Annotated in this window: 18 protein-coding genes; 9 read left to right on the top strand and 9 right to left on the bottom strand. The window is 69.4% G+C overall.

All coding sequences use genetic code 11. The features are described 5' to 3' along the window. Nucleotides 1–8 precede the first annotated feature (8 nt). Nucleotides 9–1,019 carry a MoxR family ATPase gene (locus OWC43_RS07115; protein ID WP_137828982.1) on the bottom strand — a complete coding sequence of 337 codons (1,011 nt, stop codon included), beginning with the start codon at nucleotides 1,017–1,019 and terminating at the stop codon, nucleotides 9–11. 315 nt (nucleotides 1,020–1,334) lie between these two features. Here OWC43_RS07115 and OWC43_RS07110 point away from each other — a divergent pair, with 315 nt between their 5' ends. The 5 genes from OWC43_RS07110 to OWC43_RS07090 all read left to right on the top strand — a co-directional run bounded on the left by OWC43_RS07110 (nucleotide 1,335) and on the right by OWC43_RS07090 (nucleotide 4,795). Continuing rightward, nucleotides 1,335–1,763 (top strand): PaaI family thioesterase, encoded by a 429-nt coding sequence (locus OWC43_RS07110; protein WP_137828981.1) that lies wholly within the window; start codon nucleotides 1,335–1,337, stop codon nucleotides 1,761–1,763. 184 nt (nucleotides 1,764–1,947) lie between these two features. Beyond that, the gene (locus tag OWC43_RS07105; protein ID WP_393956171.1) at nucleotides 1,948–2,529 is read left to right on the top strand and encodes a DUF1285 domain-containing protein; all 582 of its coding nucleotides are present in this window, start codon (nucleotides 1,948–1,950) and stop codon (nucleotides 2,527–2,529) included. Beyond that, nucleotides 2,526–3,230, top strand: a complete 705-nt coding sequence (locus tag OWC43_RS07100) for a CoA pyrophosphatase (RefSeq protein WP_393956170.1) — start codon at nucleotides 2,526–2,528, stop codon at nucleotides 3,228–3,230. The genes OWC43_RS07105 and OWC43_RS07100 overlap by 4 nt, the downstream gene beginning before the upstream one ends. Nucleotides 3,231–3,263: 33 nt before the next feature. Beyond that, nucleotides 3,264–3,521 (top strand): DUF6111 family protein, encoded by a 258-nt coding sequence (locus OWC43_RS07095; protein ID WP_238307429.1) that lies wholly within the window; start codon nucleotides 3,264–3,266, stop codon nucleotides 3,519–3,521. A 5-nt stretch (nucleotides 3,522–3,526) separates the two neighbouring features. After that, nucleotides 3,527–4,795 (top strand): CCA tRNA nucleotidyltransferase, encoded by a 1,269-nt coding sequence (locus OWC43_RS07090; RefSeq protein ID WP_393958509.1) that lies wholly within the window; start codon nucleotides 3,527–3,529, stop codon nucleotides 4,793–4,795. Nucleotides 4,796–4,922: 127 nt separating this feature from the next. Here the strand turns inward: OWC43_RS07090 and OWC43_RS07085 are convergent, their stop codons facing one another. From OWC43_RS07085 to OWC43_RS07065, 5 genes are all read right to left on the bottom strand, one after another. Beyond that, nucleotides 4,923–5,324 carry a F0F1 ATP synthase subunit epsilon gene (locus OWC43_RS07085; RefSeq protein WP_137828977.1) on the bottom strand — a complete coding sequence of 134 codons (402 nt, stop codon included), beginning with the start codon at nucleotides 5,322–5,324 and terminating at the stop codon, nucleotides 4,923–4,925. Between the two features lie 77 nt (nucleotides 5,325–5,401). Further along, the gene (atpD, locus tag OWC43_RS07080; protein WP_137828976.1) at nucleotides 5,402–6,847 is read right to left on the bottom strand and encodes a F0F1 ATP synthase subunit beta; all 1,446 of its coding nucleotides are present in this window, start codon (nucleotides 6,845–6,847) and stop codon (nucleotides 5,402–5,404) included. A 40-nt stretch (nucleotides 6,848–6,887) separates the two neighbouring features. After that, nucleotides 6,888–7,778: a F0F1 ATP synthase subunit gamma gene (locus OWC43_RS07075; RefSeq protein WP_137828975.1), complete on the bottom strand. Its 891-nt coding sequence runs from the start codon at nucleotides 7,776–7,778 to the stop codon at nucleotides 6,888–6,890. A gap of 148 nt (nucleotides 7,779–7,926) precedes the next feature. Beyond that, on the bottom strand, nucleotides 7,927–9,459 hold the full coding sequence (gene atpA, locus OWC43_RS07070; protein WP_137828974.1) for a F0F1 ATP synthase subunit alpha: 1,533 nt from the start codon (nucleotides 9,457–9,459) through the stop codon (nucleotides 7,927–7,929). A 71-nt stretch (nucleotides 9,460–9,530) separates the two neighbouring features. After that, entirely contained in the window at nucleotides 9,531–10,100 is a 570-nt protein-coding gene (locus OWC43_RS07065; RefSeq protein ID WP_137828973.1) for a F0F1 ATP synthase subunit delta, read from the bottom strand. A gap of 347 nt (nucleotides 10,101–10,447) precedes the next feature. On the opposite strand from OWC43_RS07065, the gene OWC43_RS07060 reads away from it, so the two are divergent. Beyond that, nucleotides 10,448–10,858: a hypothetical protein gene (locus OWC43_RS07060; RefSeq protein WP_393956169.1), complete on the top strand. Its 411-nt coding sequence runs from the start codon at nucleotides 10,448–10,450 to the stop codon at nucleotides 10,856–10,858. A gap of 244 nt (nucleotides 10,859–11,102) precedes the next feature. Here OWC43_RS07060 and hemH read toward each other — a convergent pair whose 3' ends face one another. Continuing rightward, on the bottom strand, nucleotides 11,103–12,173 hold the full coding sequence (gene hemH, locus OWC43_RS07055; protein ID WP_137828971.1) for a ferrochelatase: 1,071 nt from the start codon (nucleotides 12,171–12,173) through the stop codon (nucleotides 11,103–11,105). A 202-nt stretch (nucleotides 12,174–12,375) separates the two neighbouring features. On the opposite strand from hemH, the gene OWC43_RS07050 reads away from it, so the two are divergent. From OWC43_RS07050 to OWC43_RS07040, 3 genes are read left to right on the top strand one after another with little or no spacing between them, the layout of a single operon-like run. Further along, nucleotides 12,376–13,332: a bifunctional 2-polyprenyl-6-hydroxyphenol methylase/3-demethylubiquinol 3-O-methyltransferase UbiG gene (locus tag OWC43_RS07050; protein ID WP_137828970.1), complete on the top strand. Its 957-nt coding sequence runs from the start codon at nucleotides 12,376–12,378 to the stop codon at nucleotides 13,330–13,332. A gap of 7 nt (nucleotides 13,333–13,339) precedes the next feature. Beyond that, nucleotides 13,340–14,869, top strand: a complete 1,530-nt coding sequence (locus OWC43_RS07045; RefSeq protein ID WP_393956168.1) for a bifunctional metallophosphatase/5'-nucleotidase — start codon at nucleotides 13,340–13,342, stop codon at nucleotides 14,867–14,869. 14 nt (nucleotides 14,870–14,883) lie between these two features. Next, entirely contained in the window at nucleotides 14,884–15,591 is a 708-nt protein-coding gene (locus OWC43_RS07040; protein ID WP_393958508.1) for a uracil-DNA glycosylase, read from the top strand. A 75-nt stretch (nucleotides 15,592–15,666) separates the two neighbouring features. On the opposite strand, the gene OWC43_RS07035 is transcribed toward OWC43_RS07040, so the two are convergent. Beyond that, nucleotides 15,667–15,879, bottom strand: a complete 213-nt coding sequence (locus tag OWC43_RS07035; protein WP_393956167.1) for a hypothetical protein — start codon at nucleotides 15,877–15,879, stop codon at nucleotides 15,667–15,669. Nucleotides 15,880–16,132: 253 nt separating this feature from the next. Further along, complete coding sequence (locus OWC43_RS07030) at nucleotides 16,133–17,044, bottom strand: peptidylprolyl isomerase (protein WP_137828967.1); 912 nt, start codon at nucleotides 17,042–17,044, stop codon at nucleotides 16,133–16,135. Between the last annotated feature and the right edge of the window lie 58 nt (nucleotides 17,045–17,102).

The raw sequence follows: 17,102 nt of genomic DNA, 5'->3' as shown, positions 1-17,102 counted from the left end.
CCGTTCCGTCAGAGCTTGGCGACGAGCTGGCCGATCAGGCCGGTCACGCTCTCGCCGTCGGCGCGGGCCGCGAAGGTGACGGCCATGCGGTGCTTGAGCACCGGCTCGGCGAGCGCCTTCACGTCGGCGACGGAGGGGGCGACGCGGCCCTCGATCAGGGCGCGGGCGCGCACGGCGAGCGTCAGCGCCTGGCTGGCGCGGGGGCCGGGACCCCACAGCAGTTTCTTGGCCACGCTCGGATCGCCGCCCTCCGGACGGGCGGAGCGGACGAGGTCGAGAATCGCGTCGACCACGGCGTCGCCCACCGGCAGGCGCCGCACGAGGCGCTGCGCGGTCAGCAGTTGCTCGGTGGTCATCACGGTCCGGGCCTTGGCGTCCTCGACGCCGGTCGTCTCGATCAGGATGCGGCGCTCGGCGGCGCGGTCGGGATAGCCGACATCGATCTCCAGCAGGAAGCGGTCGAGCTGCGCCTCGGGCAGCGGATAGGTGCCCTCCTGCTCGATCGGGTTCTGGGTCGCCAGCACGTGGAAGGGGCGCGGCAGGTCGTGCCGCTCGCCCGCCACCGAGACGAAATGCTCCTGCATGGCCTGGAGCAAGGCCGATTGCGTCCGCGGGCTGGCGCGGTTGATCTCGTCGGCCATCAGCAGCTGCGTGAAGACCGGCCCCTTCACGAAGCGGAAGGAGCGGCGGCGCTCGGCATCCTCGTCGAGGATTTCGGTGCCGAGGATGTCGGAGGGCATGAGATCCGGCGTGAACTGCACGCGCCGCGCATCGAGCCCGAGCACGGTGCCCAGCGTCTCGACGAGCTTGGTCTTGGCCAGTCCCGGCAGGCCGACGAGCAGGCCGTGGCCGCCGGCCAGGATCGTCACGAGGGCCAGATCGACGATCTTTTCCTGGCCGAAGATGACCCCGTGGATCGCCTCCCGCGCCTCGTGGATCGCCGACAGGCAGGTCTCGGCGGTGGCGACGATCCCGTCGTCGAGGCTCGTCGTGCTGGCCGAACCGGCGCCCTGTGCCATGCGGTCGAATCTCCGAATGCCGGGCGGCGCGGAGATCCGGGCGCCCAGGAAAGGTGCAAGTCTGGCGCCGAACCTGCATCGAACGCAAGCGCGGCGCTGCCGCGCGGCGGATGGGCGCTGGAGCCGGGACCGATCCCGTCGGGCCGGTCAGGGCTCCCGAGTCCCGTTCTGCCGCCCACGCTTTCGGCGAACCGGCGACCCACTTCGTCGGCATGCGCTCTATATGGGCCGGTCGAGACCTGAGATCAGGCGCCCCGCGACATCTTGCATCTCGCGTGGGCCGACCCGGACTTTTGGCGCGGAGGCGGAGCCCTGATGACCGACGAGGAGAGCGCGGCGTTTCCGGCCGGCTGGGAAGCCTTCACCGATCCGGGCTTCATCGCCCATGTCGGACCGGTCCATCACCGCACCATTGCGGGACGCCGCGAATTCGCGGTTCGCACCGACGAGCGGCACGGCAATCTCGTGGGCATCGTCCATGGCGGCATGCTGCTGACCTTCGCCGACCGGGCGCTCAGCATCGTGGTGCGGGAGGCCGCAAACGACGCGCCCTGCGTGACCGTCGAGATGTCGAGCCAGTTCGTCGACGCGGCCCGGATCGGCGACCTGATCGAGGTGGTCCCGGAAATCGTGCGCCAAACCTCCTCTCTCGTCTTCGTGCGCGGCACGCTGACGAGCGGCGGGCGCGCGCTCGTCGCCGTGACCGGCATCTGGAAGGTGCTGAAGGAGAAGCCCGGCCGGTAACCGGTCCCAGTGGAAGCGATCGTCGGCGAAGGACCCGGCGGCGATCGAGACCTGACGCGCAGGGCGATTGACTGCGCGGTTGGCCCGCACGCCGCAGAGGGCCTGCCGGGCCTCGGCGCCGCGTTCGAAGTGCGAGCCTCGAGGCGTTTCCCTGCGCCGGGCGCCTTGCCTATATGTCTCGGGCATGAGCGACGATGCCCCCGATCCCGCCCTCGCCCGTCTCAGCGCCGCCCTGGGTGATCTGCCCAAGCGCGGGCCGCCGCCGGTCGAACGCTGGAACCCGGAGCATTGCGGCGAGATCGACATCCGCATCGCCGCCGACGGGTCATGGTTCCACAACGGATCGGCGATCCGGCGGCCGAAGCTCGTCCGGCTGTTCGCCTCGATCCTGCGGAAGGAGCCCGACGGCTCGACCGTGCTGGTGACGCCGGTCGAGAAGGTGCGGATCCAGGTCGACGATGCGCCGTTCACCGCGGTCGAGATGGCGATCGAGGGCGAGGGCGAGGACCGCCGCATCGCCTTCCGCACCAATGTCGACGATCTCGTCGCGGCCGATGCCGCGCATCCCCTGCGCTTCGAGGACGGGGAGAGCGGTCTCAAGCCCTACATCCTCGTGCGCGGCGGCCTGACGGCCCTGGTGAGCCGAGCGCTGACCTACGACCTCGTCGACCTCGCCGAGGAGCGGGATATCGAGGGCGAGACTTGGCTCGGCCTGTGGGCCGGCGGCGCGTTCCACCGCATCGCCCCGGCCGGGGCCGCCGCATGAAGCTGCCCGAGGGGCCGGCGGAGCGCGCCGCCGCACCGACCGGCCAGGCCGAATCGATCGATCCCGCCGATTTTCGCCGCGCCGGCTTCCTGGCACGGGCGGAGGCGGGCCTCTCCCACGTGCCGCCCGGCCCCGGTGTGCCGCTTTCCAACCCCCGGGGCGACCACGACCTCGATCCCGGCGGTCCGGCCACGGCGCCGGCCGCGCCGCATCGGGATGCCGCGGTGCTGGTGCCGGTGGTCGAGCGGCCCGAGGGCATGAGCGTACTGCTGACGCGGCGCGCCGCCCATCTGCGCGACCATTCGGGGCAGATCGCCTTTCCCGGCGGCAAGGTCGATCCGGGCGACGTCTCGCCGATCGACACGGCGCTTCGCGAGGCCCGCGAGGAGATCGGTCTGCCCGCCGATGCGGTGCGCCCGCTTGGCTATCTCGATCCGTATCTCTCGGCGACGGGCTTCCTCGTGGTGCCGGTGGTCGGCCTCGTGGCACCGGACGCCGCCCTCACCCTCAACCGCGACGAGGTGGACCTCGCCTTCGAGGTGCCGCTCGGCCTGTTGATGGACCCGGCGCGGCATCTCGTCCGGTCGCGGGCATGGCAGGGCCGGACGCGTTACTTCTATGCCATCCCGCACGGGGAACACTTGATCTGGGGTGTCACGGCGGGGATCGTGCATAACCTCTACGAGCGCCTCTACGCCTGACGGACGGCCCCGACACCTGACAAAAAGAAACCGATGCTGCGCCTCGTCCTCGAACAGGTCGCCCTGTTCTCCCTGCCCTTCGTCCTCTTCGCCGGATGGCTGCTTCTCGCCCGCCGCTCGCCCCTCGACGGGGCCGAGTGGAGGCCGCAATGGACCCGCCTCGTTCTCGCCGGGCTGTTCGTCGTGGTGGCCTCGCTGCTGATGGCCGGGCTGACGGGGGAGCGCCACGCCGAGGGCTACGTGCCGCCGCGCTACGAGAACGGGCGCTTGGTGCCGGGCCACTTCCAGTGACGGCGCTGCCGCCCGGCCTCGATCCCGACGGCCCGGCCCGGCTTCTCGCCCGCGACGGCGTACAAGCCTGCCTCGCCGCCCTGGCCATGCCCGGTGAGGAGACCCGCCTCGTCGGCGGCTGCGTGCGCGACGCGCTGCTCGGGCGGATGGTGAGCGACATCGACCTCGCCACCACGCTCCTGCCGCAGACCGTGATCGAGCGGGCCCGCAGGGCCGGGCTCAAGGCGGTGCCGACGGGGATCGAGCACGGCACCGTCACCCTGGTGGTGGAGGGCGAGCCGCACGAGGTCACGACCCTGCGCGAGGATGTCGAGACCGACGGGCGCCACGCCGTGGTCCGGTTCGGCCACGACTTCGCGCGGGATGCGGAGCGGCGGGACTTCACCATCAACGCGCTGTCGCTCTCGGCGGACGGGCGGCTCCACGACACGACCGGGGGCGTGGCCGATCTGGCCGAGGGCCGCGTGCGCTTCATCGGCGAGGCCGCCACCCGCCTGCGCGAGGATGCCCTGCGGCTCCTGCGCTTCTTCCGCTTCCATGCCCGCTACGGGGCCGGCGCGCCCGATCCGGAGGGGCTCGCGGCGGCCATCGCGGCGCGCGACAGCCTCGACCGGCTGTCGCGGGAGCGGGTGCGGGCCGAGTTCCTCAAGCTGTTGCTCGCCCCCCGCGCCGTCGAGGCCGTTGCGACCTTGAGCGAGACGGGTCTGCTCCTGCGGATCACCGGCGGTGTCGGTGACATCGGCCGGCTCGCACGGGCCGAACCGGATGCGGTCATCCGCCTCGGGGCACTGGCCGTACTGACGCGGGACGATGCCGATCGGCTCCAGGAGAGGCTGCGCCTGTCCAAGGCCGAGCATGCCGATCTCACTGCTTACGCCGACGCTCTCGTCGCGCTTCGGGCCCGATCCGCCCTCGACGCGGCGGAGGTGCCGGCCCTCGTCGCCGAATACGGTGCCGTTCCCTCACGGGCCGTGCTGCGCATCCTCGACGGCGAGCCGCGCCCGCTCGTGACGCCGGGCGCCCGGATCGCCCTCGACCGGATCGCCCAGGCCGGCACGCGGCCGATCCTACCGGTGACCGGAGCCGATCTCGTGGCGCGGGGCGTCCCGCCGGGCCCGGGCGTGGGGGTGGCCCTGCGCGCGGCGCGGAGCCGTTGGCTGGCCGAGGGCTGCCCCGACGACGCGGCGGCCCGGGACCGGCTCATCGCGCACGCGCTGTCGGCCATCGACGCGCCGTCCCCCCTCCCCCGTGACGCGGCGCAGGGGCAAGGGTGAGAGGCGGAGGGTCGTGCGGCGGGCATCGTGGAAACCTGCCCGCAGGAGGACGCCACGGCGCGAACCCCGAAAATGCTAAGGGCGCCGGTTTCCCGGCGCCCTCGGCAACATCGATCGTGCGCGTGGATCAGAGGTTCAGCGTGAAGCGGGCTTCGCGCAGCTGGACGATCTGGCTGTTAAGCTCCTCGCGCTTGGCCGGATCCTGCGTGGCGTCGCGGGCCATCTCGGCGGCCTCGATCTCCTGATCGATCGTCGCCGGGCTGATCTCTTCGATCGGCGCGGCGCGCTCGGCCAGCACCGTCACGGCCTTCGGGCCGATATCGGCGAAACCGCCCTGAACGTAGATGCGCTTGCCGGCGCCGGAGTGCTCGGTGACTGTGATGACCCCGACCTTGAGAGAGGTGATGACCGGCGCGTGGCCCGGCAGCACGGTCATCTCACCCTCGGAACCGGGCAGCTGCACCGCCTCGACCTGGCCGGAATACAGCGTCCGCTCGGGGCCGACGAAATCGAACTGGAAGGTGGCCATGCGTCAGGTGTCCGCGAGAGGTTGAGCGGCGCGCGCGTCCGAGGACCCGCGCGCCTCCGAAGGGGAAAGTCGCCCGCTTACGCGGCGAGCTTCTTGGCCTTCTCCTGGGCCTCCTCGATGGAGCCGACCATGTAGAAGGCGGCCTCCGGCAGGTCGTCGTACTTGCCCTCGACCAGACCCTTGAAGCCCTTGATCGTGTCCTCGAGCGCCACGAGCTTGCCCGGCGAGCCGGTGAACACCTCGGCGACGTGGAACGGCTGCGACAGGAAGCGCTCGATCTTGCGGGCGCGGGCCACCGTCAGCTTATCCTCCTCGGACAGCTCGTCCATGCCCAGGATCGCGATGATGTCCTGGAGCGACTTGTAGCGCTGCAGCGTCTGCTGGACGCGGCGGGCGACGTCGTAATGCTCCTCGCCGAGGATCGCCGGCGAGAGCATACGCGAGGTCGAGTCAAGCGGGTCCACGGCCGGGTAGATGCCCTTCTCGGCGATGGAGCGCGACAGCACCGTCGTGGCGTCGAGGTGGGCGAAGGAAGTGGCCGGAGCCGGGTCGGTCAGATCGTCCGCCGGCACGTAGATCGCCTGCACCGAGGTGATCGAGCCCTTGGTCGTGGTGGTGATGCGCTCCTGCAGGGCGCCCATGTCGGTGGCGAGCGTCGGCTGATAGCCCACCGCCGACGGGATGCGGCCGAGCAGCGCCGACACCTCGGAGCCCGCCTGGGTGAAGCGGAAGATGTTGTCGACGAAGAACAGCACGTCCTGGCCCTCGTCGCGGAACTGCTCGGCGATGGTCAGGCCGGTCAGGGCGACGCGGGAGCGGGCGCCGGGCGACTCGTTCATCTGGCCGTAGACCAGCGCGCACTTGGAGCCTTCGGCCGAGCCGCCGTTCTCCTTCGGGTTCTTGTTGACGTTGGACTCGATCATCTCGTGGTAGAGATCGTTGCCCTCGCGGGTCCGCTCGCCGACGCCGGCGAAGACCGAGTAGCCCGAGTGGGCCTTCGCGATGTTGTTGATCAGCTCCATGATCAGCACGGTCTTGCCGACGCCGGCGCCGCCGAACAGGCCGATCTTACCGCCCTTGGCGTAGGGAGCCAGCAGGTCCACGACCTTGATGCCGGTGACGAGGATCTGCGCCTCGGTCGACTGCTCGTCGTAGGACGGAGCCGGCTGGTGGATGGCACGGAAGGTGTCGGCCTGGATCGGGCCGGCCTCGTCGATCGGCTCGCCGATGACGTTCATGATGCGGCCGAGGGTGTTGTGACCCACCGGCACCCGGATCGGCGCACCGGTATCCTCGACCGGCTGGCCGCGCACGAGGCCCTCGGAGGTGTCCATGGCGATGCACCGAACGGTGTTCTCGCCGAGCTGCTGGGCGACCTCGAGGACGAGGCGGTTGCCCTGGTTCTTGGTCTCCAGCGCGTTCAGGATCTCCGGCAGGTGACCCTCGAACTGCACGTCGACCACGGGGCCGATGACCTGGGTGATCTTGCCCTTGGCGTTGGTGGGGGCGGCGGTGTTGGCCATGATGCCTGTCCTTCGAATGCGTGCGGGCGCGTGTGGTGGATCAGAGCGCTTCCGCGCCCGAGATGATTTCGATGAGTTCCTTGGTGATCATGGCCTGACGCGTGCGGTTGTAGACCAGCGTCTGCTTCTTGATCATCTCGCCCGCGTTGCGGGTCGCCGAATCCATGGCGCTCATCCGGGCACCCTGCTCGGAGGCGGCGTTCTCGAGCAACGCGCGATAGACCTGGACGGTCAGGTTCTTGGGCAGCAGCGTCTCGAGGATCGCCTCCTCGGACGGCTCGAACTCCATGGCGGCGTCGGCGCCGGCGCCCGTGGTGGTCGAGCCGTCGGTCGCCGGCAACTCGGCCGGGATCAGGCGCTGGGCGGTCGGGATCTGCGAGATCACCGAGCGGAATTCCGAGTAGAACAACGTCGCGACGTCGAACTCGCCGGCATTGAAGCGGGCGACGATCTTGTCGGCGATCTCCGAGGCGAAGGCGTAATCCACCGGCTTGGTGCCGCGGATATCCATGCTCTCGATGATCCGGTCGCGGTACTGGCGGCGCAGGATGTCGAGGCCCTTCTTGCCGACGGTCATGATCTTGACCGTCTTGCCCTCGGCCTCGAGCTTGCGGACATGCTCGCGGGCAAGGCGCACGATCGAGGAATTGAAGGCGCCGCACAGGCCGCGGTCGCCGGTGCAGACCACGAGCAAGTGGACACGGTCCTGGCCGGTGCCCGAGAGCAGGCGCGGGGCGTCGACGCCGCCGATCAGGTTGCCGGCGAGATTGCCGAGCACGTTCGCCATCTTCTCGGCGTAGGGACGCCCATTCTCGGCGGCATTCTGGGCGCGCCGCAGCTTGGCGGCGGCGACCATCTGCATCGCCTTGGTGATCTTCTGCGTCGCCTTCACCGAGGTGATGCGATTCCGCAGATCCTTCAAGCTAGGCATCGAGGGGCGTCCGGGTCCGTTCGGAAGGGCCTCTCCTCTCCCTCAGGGGAGAGGAGCCGATGGGGGTGTCGTCCGGGACGGCAAGCCTGACGGGCCGCCGTCCCCAATCCCCTCCCGCGGGAAGGGATCCGTGCCGTCCGCGAGGGCGTCAGCCCTCGAGGGACTTGGCGACGCTTTCGACGACGCTCTTCAGCTTGTTCGCGTTCTCGTCGGACAGGTCCTTCGAGTCGCGGATCGCGTTCAGCAGGTCGGCATGCTTGGAGCGCAGCGTGCCGAGCAGCTGATCCTCAAAGGCACGGACCTTCGGCAGCGGGAGCTTGTCGAGGTAGCCGTTGACGCCGGCGTAGATCACCGCAACCTGCTCTTCCATCTTCAGCGGCGAGAATTGCGGCTGCTTCAGGAGCTCGGTGAGGCGCGAACCGCGGTTGAGCAGGCGCTGGGTCGAGGCGTCGAGATCGGAGCCGAACTGCGCGAAGGCCGCCATCTCGCGGTACTGCGCCAGCTCGCCCTTGATCTTGCCGGCGACCTTTTTCATCGCCTTGGTCTGGGCCGAGGAGCCCACCCGCGACACCGAGAGGCCGACGTTCACCGCCGGGCGGATGCCCTGGTAGAACAGGTCGGTCTCGAGAAAGATCTGACCGTCGGTGATCGAGATCACGTTGGTCGGGATGTAGGCCGACACGTCATTGGCCTGGGTCTCGATGACCGGCAGCGCGGTGAGCGAACCCTTGCCGGCGGCATCGCCCATCTTGGCGGCGCGCTCGAGCAGGCGGCTGTGGAGGTAGAACACGTCGCCCGGATAGGCCTCGCGGCCCGGCGGGCGGCGCAGGAGCAGCGACATCTGGCGGTAGGCGACGGCCTGCTTCGACAGGTCGTCATAGACGATCACGGCATGCATGCCGTTGTCGCGGAAATACTCGCCCATGGCGCAGCCGGAGAACGGCGCGATGAACTGCATCGGCGCGGCGTCGGAGGCGGTGGCGGCGATGACGATGGAGTATTCCATCGCGCCCTGGTCCTCGAGCACCTTCACGAACTGGGCCACCGTCGAGCGCTTCTGGCCGATGGCGACGTAGACGCAGTAGAGCTTGGCGTTCTCGTCCGAACCGGCATGGGCCGGCTTCTGGTTGAGGATGGTGTCGAGAGCGATGGCGGTCTTGCCGGTCTGGCGGTCGCCGATGATCAGCTCGCGCTGGCCACGGCCGACCGGGATGAGGGCGTCGATCGCCTTGAGGCCGGTGGCCATCGGCTCGTGCACCGACTTGCGCGGGATGATGCCCGGCGCCTTCACGTCGACGCGGCGACGCTCGGTCGACTGGATCGGGCCCTTGCCGTCGATCGGGTTGCCGAGGCCGTCGACCACGCGGCCGAGCAGACCCTTGCCCACCGGTACGTCCACGATGGCGCCGGTGCGCTTGACGGTCTGGCCTTCCTTGATCTCGCGGTCGGAACCGAAGATCACGACGCCGACATTGTCCTGCTCGAGGTTGAGGGCCATGCCGCGCACGCCCGACTCGAACTCGACCATCTCACCGGCCTGGACGTTGTCGAGGCCGTAGACGCGGGCGATGCCGTCGCCGACCGCGAGCACCTGCCCGACTTCCGTGACTTCGGCCTCCTCGCCGAAATTCTTGATCTGCTCTTTCAGGATCGCGGAGATCTCGGCGGCGCGGATGTCCATCGTCGGGCCTCTTTAAGGTCGGATACGTGTCTGTTTCGTCGGATCGGGGGCTCAGCGAGGCTTGAACAGCCTCAGCGCGCTTCCCGCATGGCAAGGCGAATGTTGTTGAGCTTGGTCCGCAGCGAGGCGTCGACCATGCGCGAGCCCATCTTCACGACGATGCCGCCGATGAGGGCCGGATCGACGTGGAGATCGATCTCGACCTCGGTCTTGGCGACATCCCGCAGGGAGCCCTTGATCTCTTCGATGATCGCGTCGGAGGGCTTCTCCGCCACGCGAACCTCGGCCCGCACGATGCCCTTGGCCTCGCGCACCTGCTCACGATAGGCGCGGATCATGTCCGGCAGGGCGAACAGGCGGCGGTTGGCGGCCGACAGCTTGATGAAGTTGGCGGCCAGCCCCGTGATGCCGGCCTTGTCGAGCAGGGCGCCGATGGCGGCCGTCTGCTGCTCGGCCGAGTAGGCCGGGCTCTTCACGAGGCGGCGGAGATCCGCGCTCTCCTTGTAGAGCGCATCGAAGGCTTCGAGATTCTTGGCGACGTCGTCGACCTGCCGCTCATCGCGGGCCAGCTCGTACAGGGCCAATGCGTAGCGACCGGCAACGCCTGCCACCAGGGGACCCTCGGAACCGTTCTGCGCCACCCGTCGCTCTCTCTTGTCCTTGCCCGCCGCTCTTCAGCCCGCTCCCGCCCGCGACGGCAGAGGCTTCAGGACCGTGGGGATTGGAATGGCGCCGGGCACGGAAGGCCCTAGTGGGTCTCCCCGCGGCGCGGCTGTCGCCTAGCATGGGCTCCGGGGGTGCGCAAGGCGAAGTCAGGGCATGGATCGGGCGCTTCCGCGGCAGAGCCTCGATTAGCCTCGCGAGGGGACGGATCCGCCTTCGAGCACGTGCACTGACCTAATCGATCCTGATGACACCCGCGTAAGTTGATCTTCGCGTTCAACCTTGGCAGTCACGGGTTGGAGAAGATCGGAGCAGTCGGGGACGGATGGGGAAGCGCCGCGGGGTCCGGATCGTCGATCTGCACCTCGGCCCGCTCCCGATCGACCTCGTCAATGCCACGCTCGAACTGGACCTGGAGCCGGGTCCCGTTCTGTTGAGCCGGGGTGCCCAGAAGCACGCGCTCTCCTCGCACCCGGTGGAGTACCCGATCTGCCTACCGCACGTCGCGGCCGTCGTCGCCGAACCGCTCTACATCGGCGACGATCTCCGAAATCCGGGTCGGATCGAGCTGATCGGCCGGGTGCCGGCCATCGGTGCCTTCCTGCTCGTCGCCGTGACGATCGAACGGGACGTCGCGGGGCGCTACAATGTGTGCAGCTTCTATCCGATCAGCGACAAGAAGATTCAGCCGCGGCGGGAGCGCGGCTTCCTGCGCGTCGCCGTGCGACGGCGCTGAAACACGTCGGGGGTCCCGGTATCCCGGAACCCCCGATGCGAACGCGGCTCACGGACACCTGCCGGGATGCCCACTTCCGGATCTCTTCACCCGAACCGCTCGGCGGCTCGCGCTACTTTGCCCACTCCGTGATGGCGTGGGCGTATGAGGAGGCCGTTCTCACCTCAGAACCGTGTGCCGCGCGAGGGATAGCTATGCATGCCACCAGCGGTTTCGCAAGACCGGCCGATCCGCCGTCACCGGATCAGATCCAGCCCTGCAGCTCCCGCCGCACCACGTGCTCGATCACCCGCATGCCGAGATCCGAGTCGTTGAGGCAGGGGATGAAGGCGTAGTTCTCGCCGCCGTTCTCCTCGAAATAGTGGCGGTTCTCGCCATCGAGTTCCTCCAGCGTCTCCAGGCAATCCGCGGTGAAGCCCGGGGCGACGATCGCCATGCGCTTCACGCCGGACTTGGCCAGGGCCTGCACGGTCTCGTCGGTATAGGGCTTGAGCCATTCCTCGTTGCCGAAGCGCGACTGGAAGGTCACCCGCATCTGCTCCGGGGTGTAGCCCATCGCCTCGCGGATCAGGCGGCCGGTCTTGAGGCACTGGCAATGGTAGGGGTCGCCCTTGAGCAGATAGCTCTTGGGCACGCCGTGGAAGGAGGTCAGGATCACCTCCGGCACGAAATCGAGCTTGGCCAAGCCCTCGCGGATCGAATCCGCCATGGCTTGGATGTAGACGGGATCGTCGTGGTAGGGCGGCGAGACCCGCACGGTCGGCTGCCAGCGCATCTGCATCAGGGCCTTGAAGGCCTGGTCGCAGGCGGTGGCCGAGGTCGCCGCTGCGTATTGCGGATAGAGCGGCACCAGCAGGATGCGGTCGCAGCCCTCGTCGAGCAGGGCCTGGATGCGGACCGACACCTCGGGCTTGCCGTAGCGCATCGCCCAATCGACCAGCACCGTGTCGCCCATCGCCGCCTGGAGCTTCTCGCACTGGCCGCGGGTGATGGTCTTGAGCGGGCCCTCGTCCCGCTCGTTGTTCCAGATGCTGGCGTAGTCGCGGCCCTTCGGCCCCGGGCGCTTCGTCAGGATGATGAGGTTGAGGAGCGGCCACCAGATCAGGCGCGGCACCTCGATGACCCGACGGTCAGAGAGGAATTCCTTGAGGTACCGGCGCATCGGCCAGTAGCTCGTGCCCTCGGGCGTGCCGAGATTCATCAGGAGCACGCCGACGCGGCCGGTCCGTACGGCCGGATGGTCGGGCGGCAGGGCGGTGGGCGCGACCCGCACGGGCTCGCGCAGCAGGGTTTGGGGTTCGACGCGTTCGTTCATCGGGCTTCCGGTCACGGGCATACCGCCTCCGTCGACGCAGGGCCGTCCGAGGCCAGAGCGATCAGGTTGTGCGGTCCCGCCGTTCGATCTAGAGCAGGCGACCATCCAAGACCACGAATGTCAGTTCGCGCGTCTTGGGGCGAAGAGAGACGGAGAATGTGGCGAACCCTTCGCCCGAAATCGCTCCGGAGGCCAGCGCGACATGCAGTCCCCCCGCTACTTCCTGCAGCACTTCGTGCCCTTTACCGGCTACCCGTACAAGGGTGCGGCGGCGGCGTGCAATCTGTGCGGATCGCGCGAGGCCATCTCCGTCGCCGAGACCGACCGGCGGCTCAAGACCCTGCGCTCGATCGCCTGCACCCAGTGCGGCCTGATCCGCACCGATCCGATGCCGACGCCGGAGGAGCTGGCCGAGTACTACGCCACCGCCTACCGGGCCGATTACCAGCTCGCCTTCGCCGGCGGCCCGCCGCGGCACCACCTCAACCGCTCCGCCCGCGAGGCGGTCTTCCGCGCCGACCTGCTGGCCCCCAAGCTCACGCCCGGCGCGCGGCTCCTCGATTTCGGGTCGGGCTCCGGCGAATTCCTGGCCGAGGCGAAGAAGCGCGGCTGCACGGTGATCGGCGTCGAGCCAGGCCAGGACTACGCGACCTATGCCCGCGGGCAGCACGGCATTGAGGTCCTGGCCGAGGCGGAGGACCCCGATCGCTTCCCGGCCGGACATTTCGACGTGATCTCCACGCATCACGTGCTGGAGCACCTGCGCAACCCCGCCGAGACGATGGAGCGGCTGAGCCGCTGGCTGAAGCCCGACGGCATTCTCTACGCGGCGGTGCCGAACATGGCCGCCACCGCCAAGCCGCCGCACGAGCGATTCCACTTCGCCCATGTCCACGGCTACGTGCGCGAAACCTTCGATCTCCTCGCCCGCCGTGCCGGCCTCGTGCCGCATACCGAGTACTGGCGCGAGGACACCACGGTGGTCTACCGCAAGACCGACGCGCCGCCCGTGCCGCTTCAGAATCCCGGCCTCGCCCAGCGTCTGGCCGTCGAACTGAAGCCGATGTCGGCGGGCCTGTTCCTGGCCTCGGGCGCCTGGATCTGGCCGGCCCTGCGGCGCAACGCCAAGGCGGTACGGGACGGGCTCGCCCGGCGCTGAGGCGCCGATGCGATCCGATCGGGCGACCCGCCACCCCACCCGCCGCACCACCGTGGCGGGGCTCGGGGCGAGTATCGGCGCAGGCCTGATCGCGGCCGGTACGGCGCGGGCCGCCACGCCGACCTTCACCCTGCTCCTCGTCAACGACATCTACGCCATGGGTGAGGCCGAGGGCCGCGGCGGCTTCGCCCGGCTCAACGCCGTGGTGAAGGCCGAGCGGGCCCGCGGCGTGCCGCTGCTCTACGCCCATGCGGGGGATTGCTTCTCGCCCTCGCTGATGTCTGGCTTCGACAAGGGCGCCCATATCGTGGCGCTCCACAATCTCGCGCCCCCGGACATCTTCGTGCCGGGCAATCACGAATTCGATTTCGGCCCCGGGATCTTCGCCGAGCGGCTGGCCGAGGCGCGCTTCCCGTTCTTCGCCGCCAACCTCCGCGACGGCGCGGGCCGGCCGCTGCCCGGCGTGAAGGATTCGGCGCTGATCGAACGCGGCGGCGTGCGCCTGGGTCTCGTCGGCATCGCGCTTCAATCGACCCCGGAGAAATCCCAGTCCGGAGATCTCCGCTTCGGTCCGGAGATCGAGACGCTCGCCGCCCAGGCGCAGAGTCTGCGCGCGGCGGGCGCCCAGATGATCATCGGCGTCTGCCACACCGCGCGGGCAACCGACGACGCGATCCTGCGCGCCCGCATCGTCGACATCCTGCTCTCGGGCCACGACCACGATCTCGTGGTGCGCGACGACGGGCAGGCGGTGCTGGTCGAGTCGAGTCACGATGCCCATTACGTCACGGCGGTGGACGTCTTCGTCACCTCCGCCGGCGACGGCCCCCTGCGCTGGCGCGCGGCCTTCCGCGTGCACGACACCGCTCAGGTGACGCCCGATCCCGAGACCGCCGCGCTGGTGGCACGCCTCGAAGGGGATCTGTCGCGGGAACTCGACGTGGCGCTCGGCACGACCCTGGCGCCCTTCGACAGCCGCGTCGCCAGCGTGCGGTCGCGGGAGGCGAGCTTCGGCAGCCTCGTGGCGGATGCCGTGCGGATGAGCACCGGTGCCGAGATCGGCCTGATGAACGGCGGGGGCATCCGCGGCGACCGGCTCTACCCGGCGGGCGCGGCGATCACCCGGCGCGACATCCTGAGCGAATTGCCCTTTGGCAACACCGTGGTGCTGGTGGCGCTCGATGGGGCGACCGTGCGCGCGGCCCTGGAGAACGGCTATCGCGATCTCGGCCGCGCGTCTGGCCGCTTCCTCCATGTCTCCGGCCTGACCGTGACCCTCGACGGATCGGCGCCGCCCGGCCGGCGCGTCGCCGCGGTCAGCGTGGGCGACGAACCCCTCGACGCGACGCGCACCTACCGCGTCGCCGCCAACGACTTCATGCTGCGCGGCGGCAACGATTACGGGATGCTGGCCGATGGCCGCACCCTGATCGGTGCGACGGATGGGAAACTGCTGGCCAACGCGGTGATGACCTATATCCGCGCCCAAGCCCCGCTCCCGGCGGAGACGGGGCCGCGACTCAAGGTCTTGCCGTAGAAGGTCTTTCCGTGATCGATCCGACCTCCGCCCCGGTTGCGGCCGCGCTGGCCGCCTTCCGCGCGAGCGGTTCTCCCTGGCTCGCCCTGCCCTTTTTCCGAGAGGGGACGGCCGACGCGGTCGCGGGGGCCATCGATGCCCGCGTGGCGGCCGGTGCCCGCATCCTGCCCGACCCTTCCGCGATCTTCCGGGCGCTGACGCTGACGCCGCTTCCCGCCGTCAAGGCGGTGATCCTGGGCCAGGACCCCTATCCGACGCCGGGCGACGCCAACGGGCTCGCCTTCTCCTACGTGGGGTCGCGCCGTCTGCCGGCCTCGCTCAAGGTGATCCTCGCCGAACTGGCTCCCGACGGCGCCAAACCCGACCTCTCGACCGGCGACCTGACCCCTTGGGCGGAGCGCGGCGTGCTGCTGCTCAATTCGGCCCTGACCGTCGAGGCCGGAAAGGCGGGGGCGCATCTGCGGCTCGGCTGGTCGCAGCTCACCGACGAGGCGGTGGAGGCCGTCTCCGCCCGCGACGAGCCCACGGTGTTCCTGCTCTGGGGCGCGCAAGCCCGTGCCCGCGAGGCACTGATCGATGCGCGCCGCCACGGCATCGTCGCCTCGGGCCATCCGTCCCCGCTCAACCGCGCGCGGGACTTCCCGGGATCCCGCCCGTTCCAGCGCGCGAACGCATGGCTCGAGGACCACGGCCGGGCGCCGATCGACTGGCGCCTCGGCTGAAATAGATGAACCCTTCGCACATGCGAAAAGCCCCGCCACAGGGGCGGGGCTGATCGGACAACGGTGCCTTCGGGTTTACGCGGCGCGGCGAGCGGCCTCGGCGGCGGCGTTCTCGTTGGCCGGGGCGTAGGTCGCGGCGGGAGCCGGGGTTGCGCTGTGGGTCGCCTGCAGGCTGGTCAGCTCGCCAGCGGAGGCGTGGACCCCACCCTCACCGCCGAAGCGGTCGGCAAGCAGCACGACGAGAGCGACGTTGGCGACGGCGGCGGTGAGAACCAGGAGAGCGATCATCGGGGCAGATCCGTGTTTGGGTGCGTTGCGTTGAAGCCTATATCGCACTGCACACTGGGATTTGGTATGCCACATGCCGAAAACCCGACATTCCGCCAATGCATACCTTATGGCCGTTTGACCGGGATTAAGCTGCCTTCCGACCTGTTTCATGATCGCGGGATGCCGAAGGCCGATCGACCCCACGGCATCCCTTCGTAGGGGACGGCACCGCCCGATGATGATGCCGTCCGTGACCTGAAGGCCCCTCGCCTTAGGGCTTCTTCGTCTCGCCGGCGGGCGGCGTAGCGGCGGGCGCCGCGTCGGTGCGCTCGACCTTGGCCGCCTCGCGCAGGCGAATGATCGTATCCTGCTGCGCCTTGCGGGTCAGGTACTGGTCGATCTGCTCTTTCATCTCGTCGAAGCTCGGCACCGGCTTCACCCGCTTCTCCTCGACGCGCAGCACGTGCCAGCCGAACTGGGTCTTGACCGGGTCGGACACCTGTCCCGGCGCGAGCTTGAAGGCGGCTTCGGCGAAGGGCTTCACCATCCGGTCCTTGGTGAAGAAACCGAGATCACCGCCCTCCGTCTTGGAGCCCGGATCCTTGGAGACCTCACCGGCGATCTTGGCGAAATCCTCGCCGCCCTTCACCCGCGCGGCGATCTTCTTGGCCTCGTCCTCGCTCTCGACGAGGATGTGGCGGGCGCGCACCTCTTCCTCGGGCTTCATCGACTTCACGGTCTGGTCGTAGAGCGCCTTGGCGGCCTCCGGCGTGACCGACTTCTTGGTCTCGCGCTCGAGATATTCGTCGAGTAGCAGCTTGTCGCGGAAATAGGCGAGCTTGCGCTTGAAGTCCGGGCTGTCGCCGACCTTGGCGGCTTCCGCCGCCTGCGCGCCGACCTTGAGATCGACCATGTAATCGACGAGCAGATTCTTCTTGGCGGCCTCGTCCACGCCGGGCAGCGACAGGGCCGGATCCTCGGCGGCCAGGGCGAGATCGGCGCCCGTGATCGGCTGACCGTTCACCTTGGCGACCACCGCGTCGGGGGCGGGCGCGGCGGCTGCCGACTCGGCCGCGCCTTGCGAAGACGTGCCTGGGGCCGCGCCCTGCGCGTGCGCCAGCGACGGCAGCGCCAGGAGGAGGGCGGCGGCGCTCACGCGCCGGAGAAGGGTCGGGATCGTCATCGGGAACGGCTCGTCCTTGGGCGAGGCCGCCGCGGGCCGGCATCTTCCGGCCGGTCTT

The sequence above is a fragment of the Methylorubrum sp. POS3 genome (assembly GCF_043352485.1).
Lineage (GTDB): Bacteria > Pseudomonadota > Alphaproteobacteria > Rhizobiales > Beijerinckiaceae > Methylobacterium > Methylobacterium suomiense.
Note: the sequence above shows the minus strand (reverse complement) of the source record. Positions and strands in the feature narration are given on the sequence as shown.

Excerpts from the sequence above, each read along its gene's own strand:
- atpD (WP_137828976.1), bottom strand. The coding sequence starts at position 6,847 with ATGGCCAACACCGCCGCCCCCACCAACGCCAAGGGCAAGATCACCCAG.
- OWC43_RS07030 (WP_137828967.1), bottom strand. The coding sequence starts at position 17,044 with ATGACGATCCCGACCCTTCTCCGGCGCGTGAGCGCCGCCGCCCTCCTC.
- OWC43_RS07085 (WP_137828977.1), bottom strand. The coding sequence starts at position 5,324 with ATGGCCACCTTCCAGTTCGATTTCGTCGGCCCCGAGCGGACGCTGTAT.
- OWC43_RS07105 (WP_393956171.1), top strand. The coding sequence starts at position 1,948 with ATGAGCGACGATGCCCCCGATCCCGCCCTCGCCCGTCTCAGCGCCGCC.
- OWC43_RS07050 (WP_137828970.1), top strand. The coding sequence starts at position 12,376 with ATGCAGTCCCCCCGCTACTTCCTGCAGCACTTCGTGCCCTTTACCGGC.
- OWC43_RS07110 (WP_137828981.1), top strand. The coding sequence starts at position 1,335 with ATGACCGACGAGGAGAGCGCGGCGTTTCCGGCCGGCTGGGAAGCCTTC.
- OWC43_RS07115 (WP_137828982.1), bottom strand. The coding sequence starts at position 1,019 with ATGGCACAGGGCGCCGGTTCGGCCAGCACGACGAGCCTCGACGACGGG.
- OWC43_RS07060 (WP_393956169.1), top strand. The coding sequence starts at position 10,448 with ATGGGGAAGCGCCGCGGGGTCCGGATCGTCGATCTGCACCTCGGCCCG.
- hemH (WP_137828971.1), bottom strand. The coding sequence starts at position 12,173 with ATGAACGAACGCGTCGAACCCCAAACCCTGCTGCGCGAGCCCGTGCGG.
- atpA (WP_137828974.1), bottom strand. The coding sequence starts at position 9,459 with ATGGACATCCGCGCCGCCGAGATCTCCGCGATCCTGAAAGAGCAGATC.
- OWC43_RS07095 (WP_238307429.1), top strand. The coding sequence starts at position 3,264 with ATGCTGCGCCTCGTCCTCGAACAGGTCGCCCTGTTCTCCCTGCCCTTC.
- OWC43_RS07100 (WP_393956170.1), top strand. The coding sequence starts at position 2,526 with ATGAAGCTGCCCGAGGGGCCGGCGGAGCGCGCCGCCGCACCGACCGGC.
- OWC43_RS07045 (WP_393956168.1), top strand. The coding sequence starts at position 13,340 with ATGCGATCCGATCGGGCGACCCGCCACCCCACCCGCCGCACCACCGTG.
- OWC43_RS07035 (WP_393956167.1), bottom strand. The coding sequence starts at position 15,879 with ATGATCGCTCTCCTGGTTCTCACCGCCGCCGTCGCCAACGTCGCTCTC.
- OWC43_RS07075 (WP_137828975.1), bottom strand. The coding sequence starts at position 7,778 with ATGCCTAGCTTGAAGGATCTGCGGAATCGCATCACCTCGGTGAAGGCG.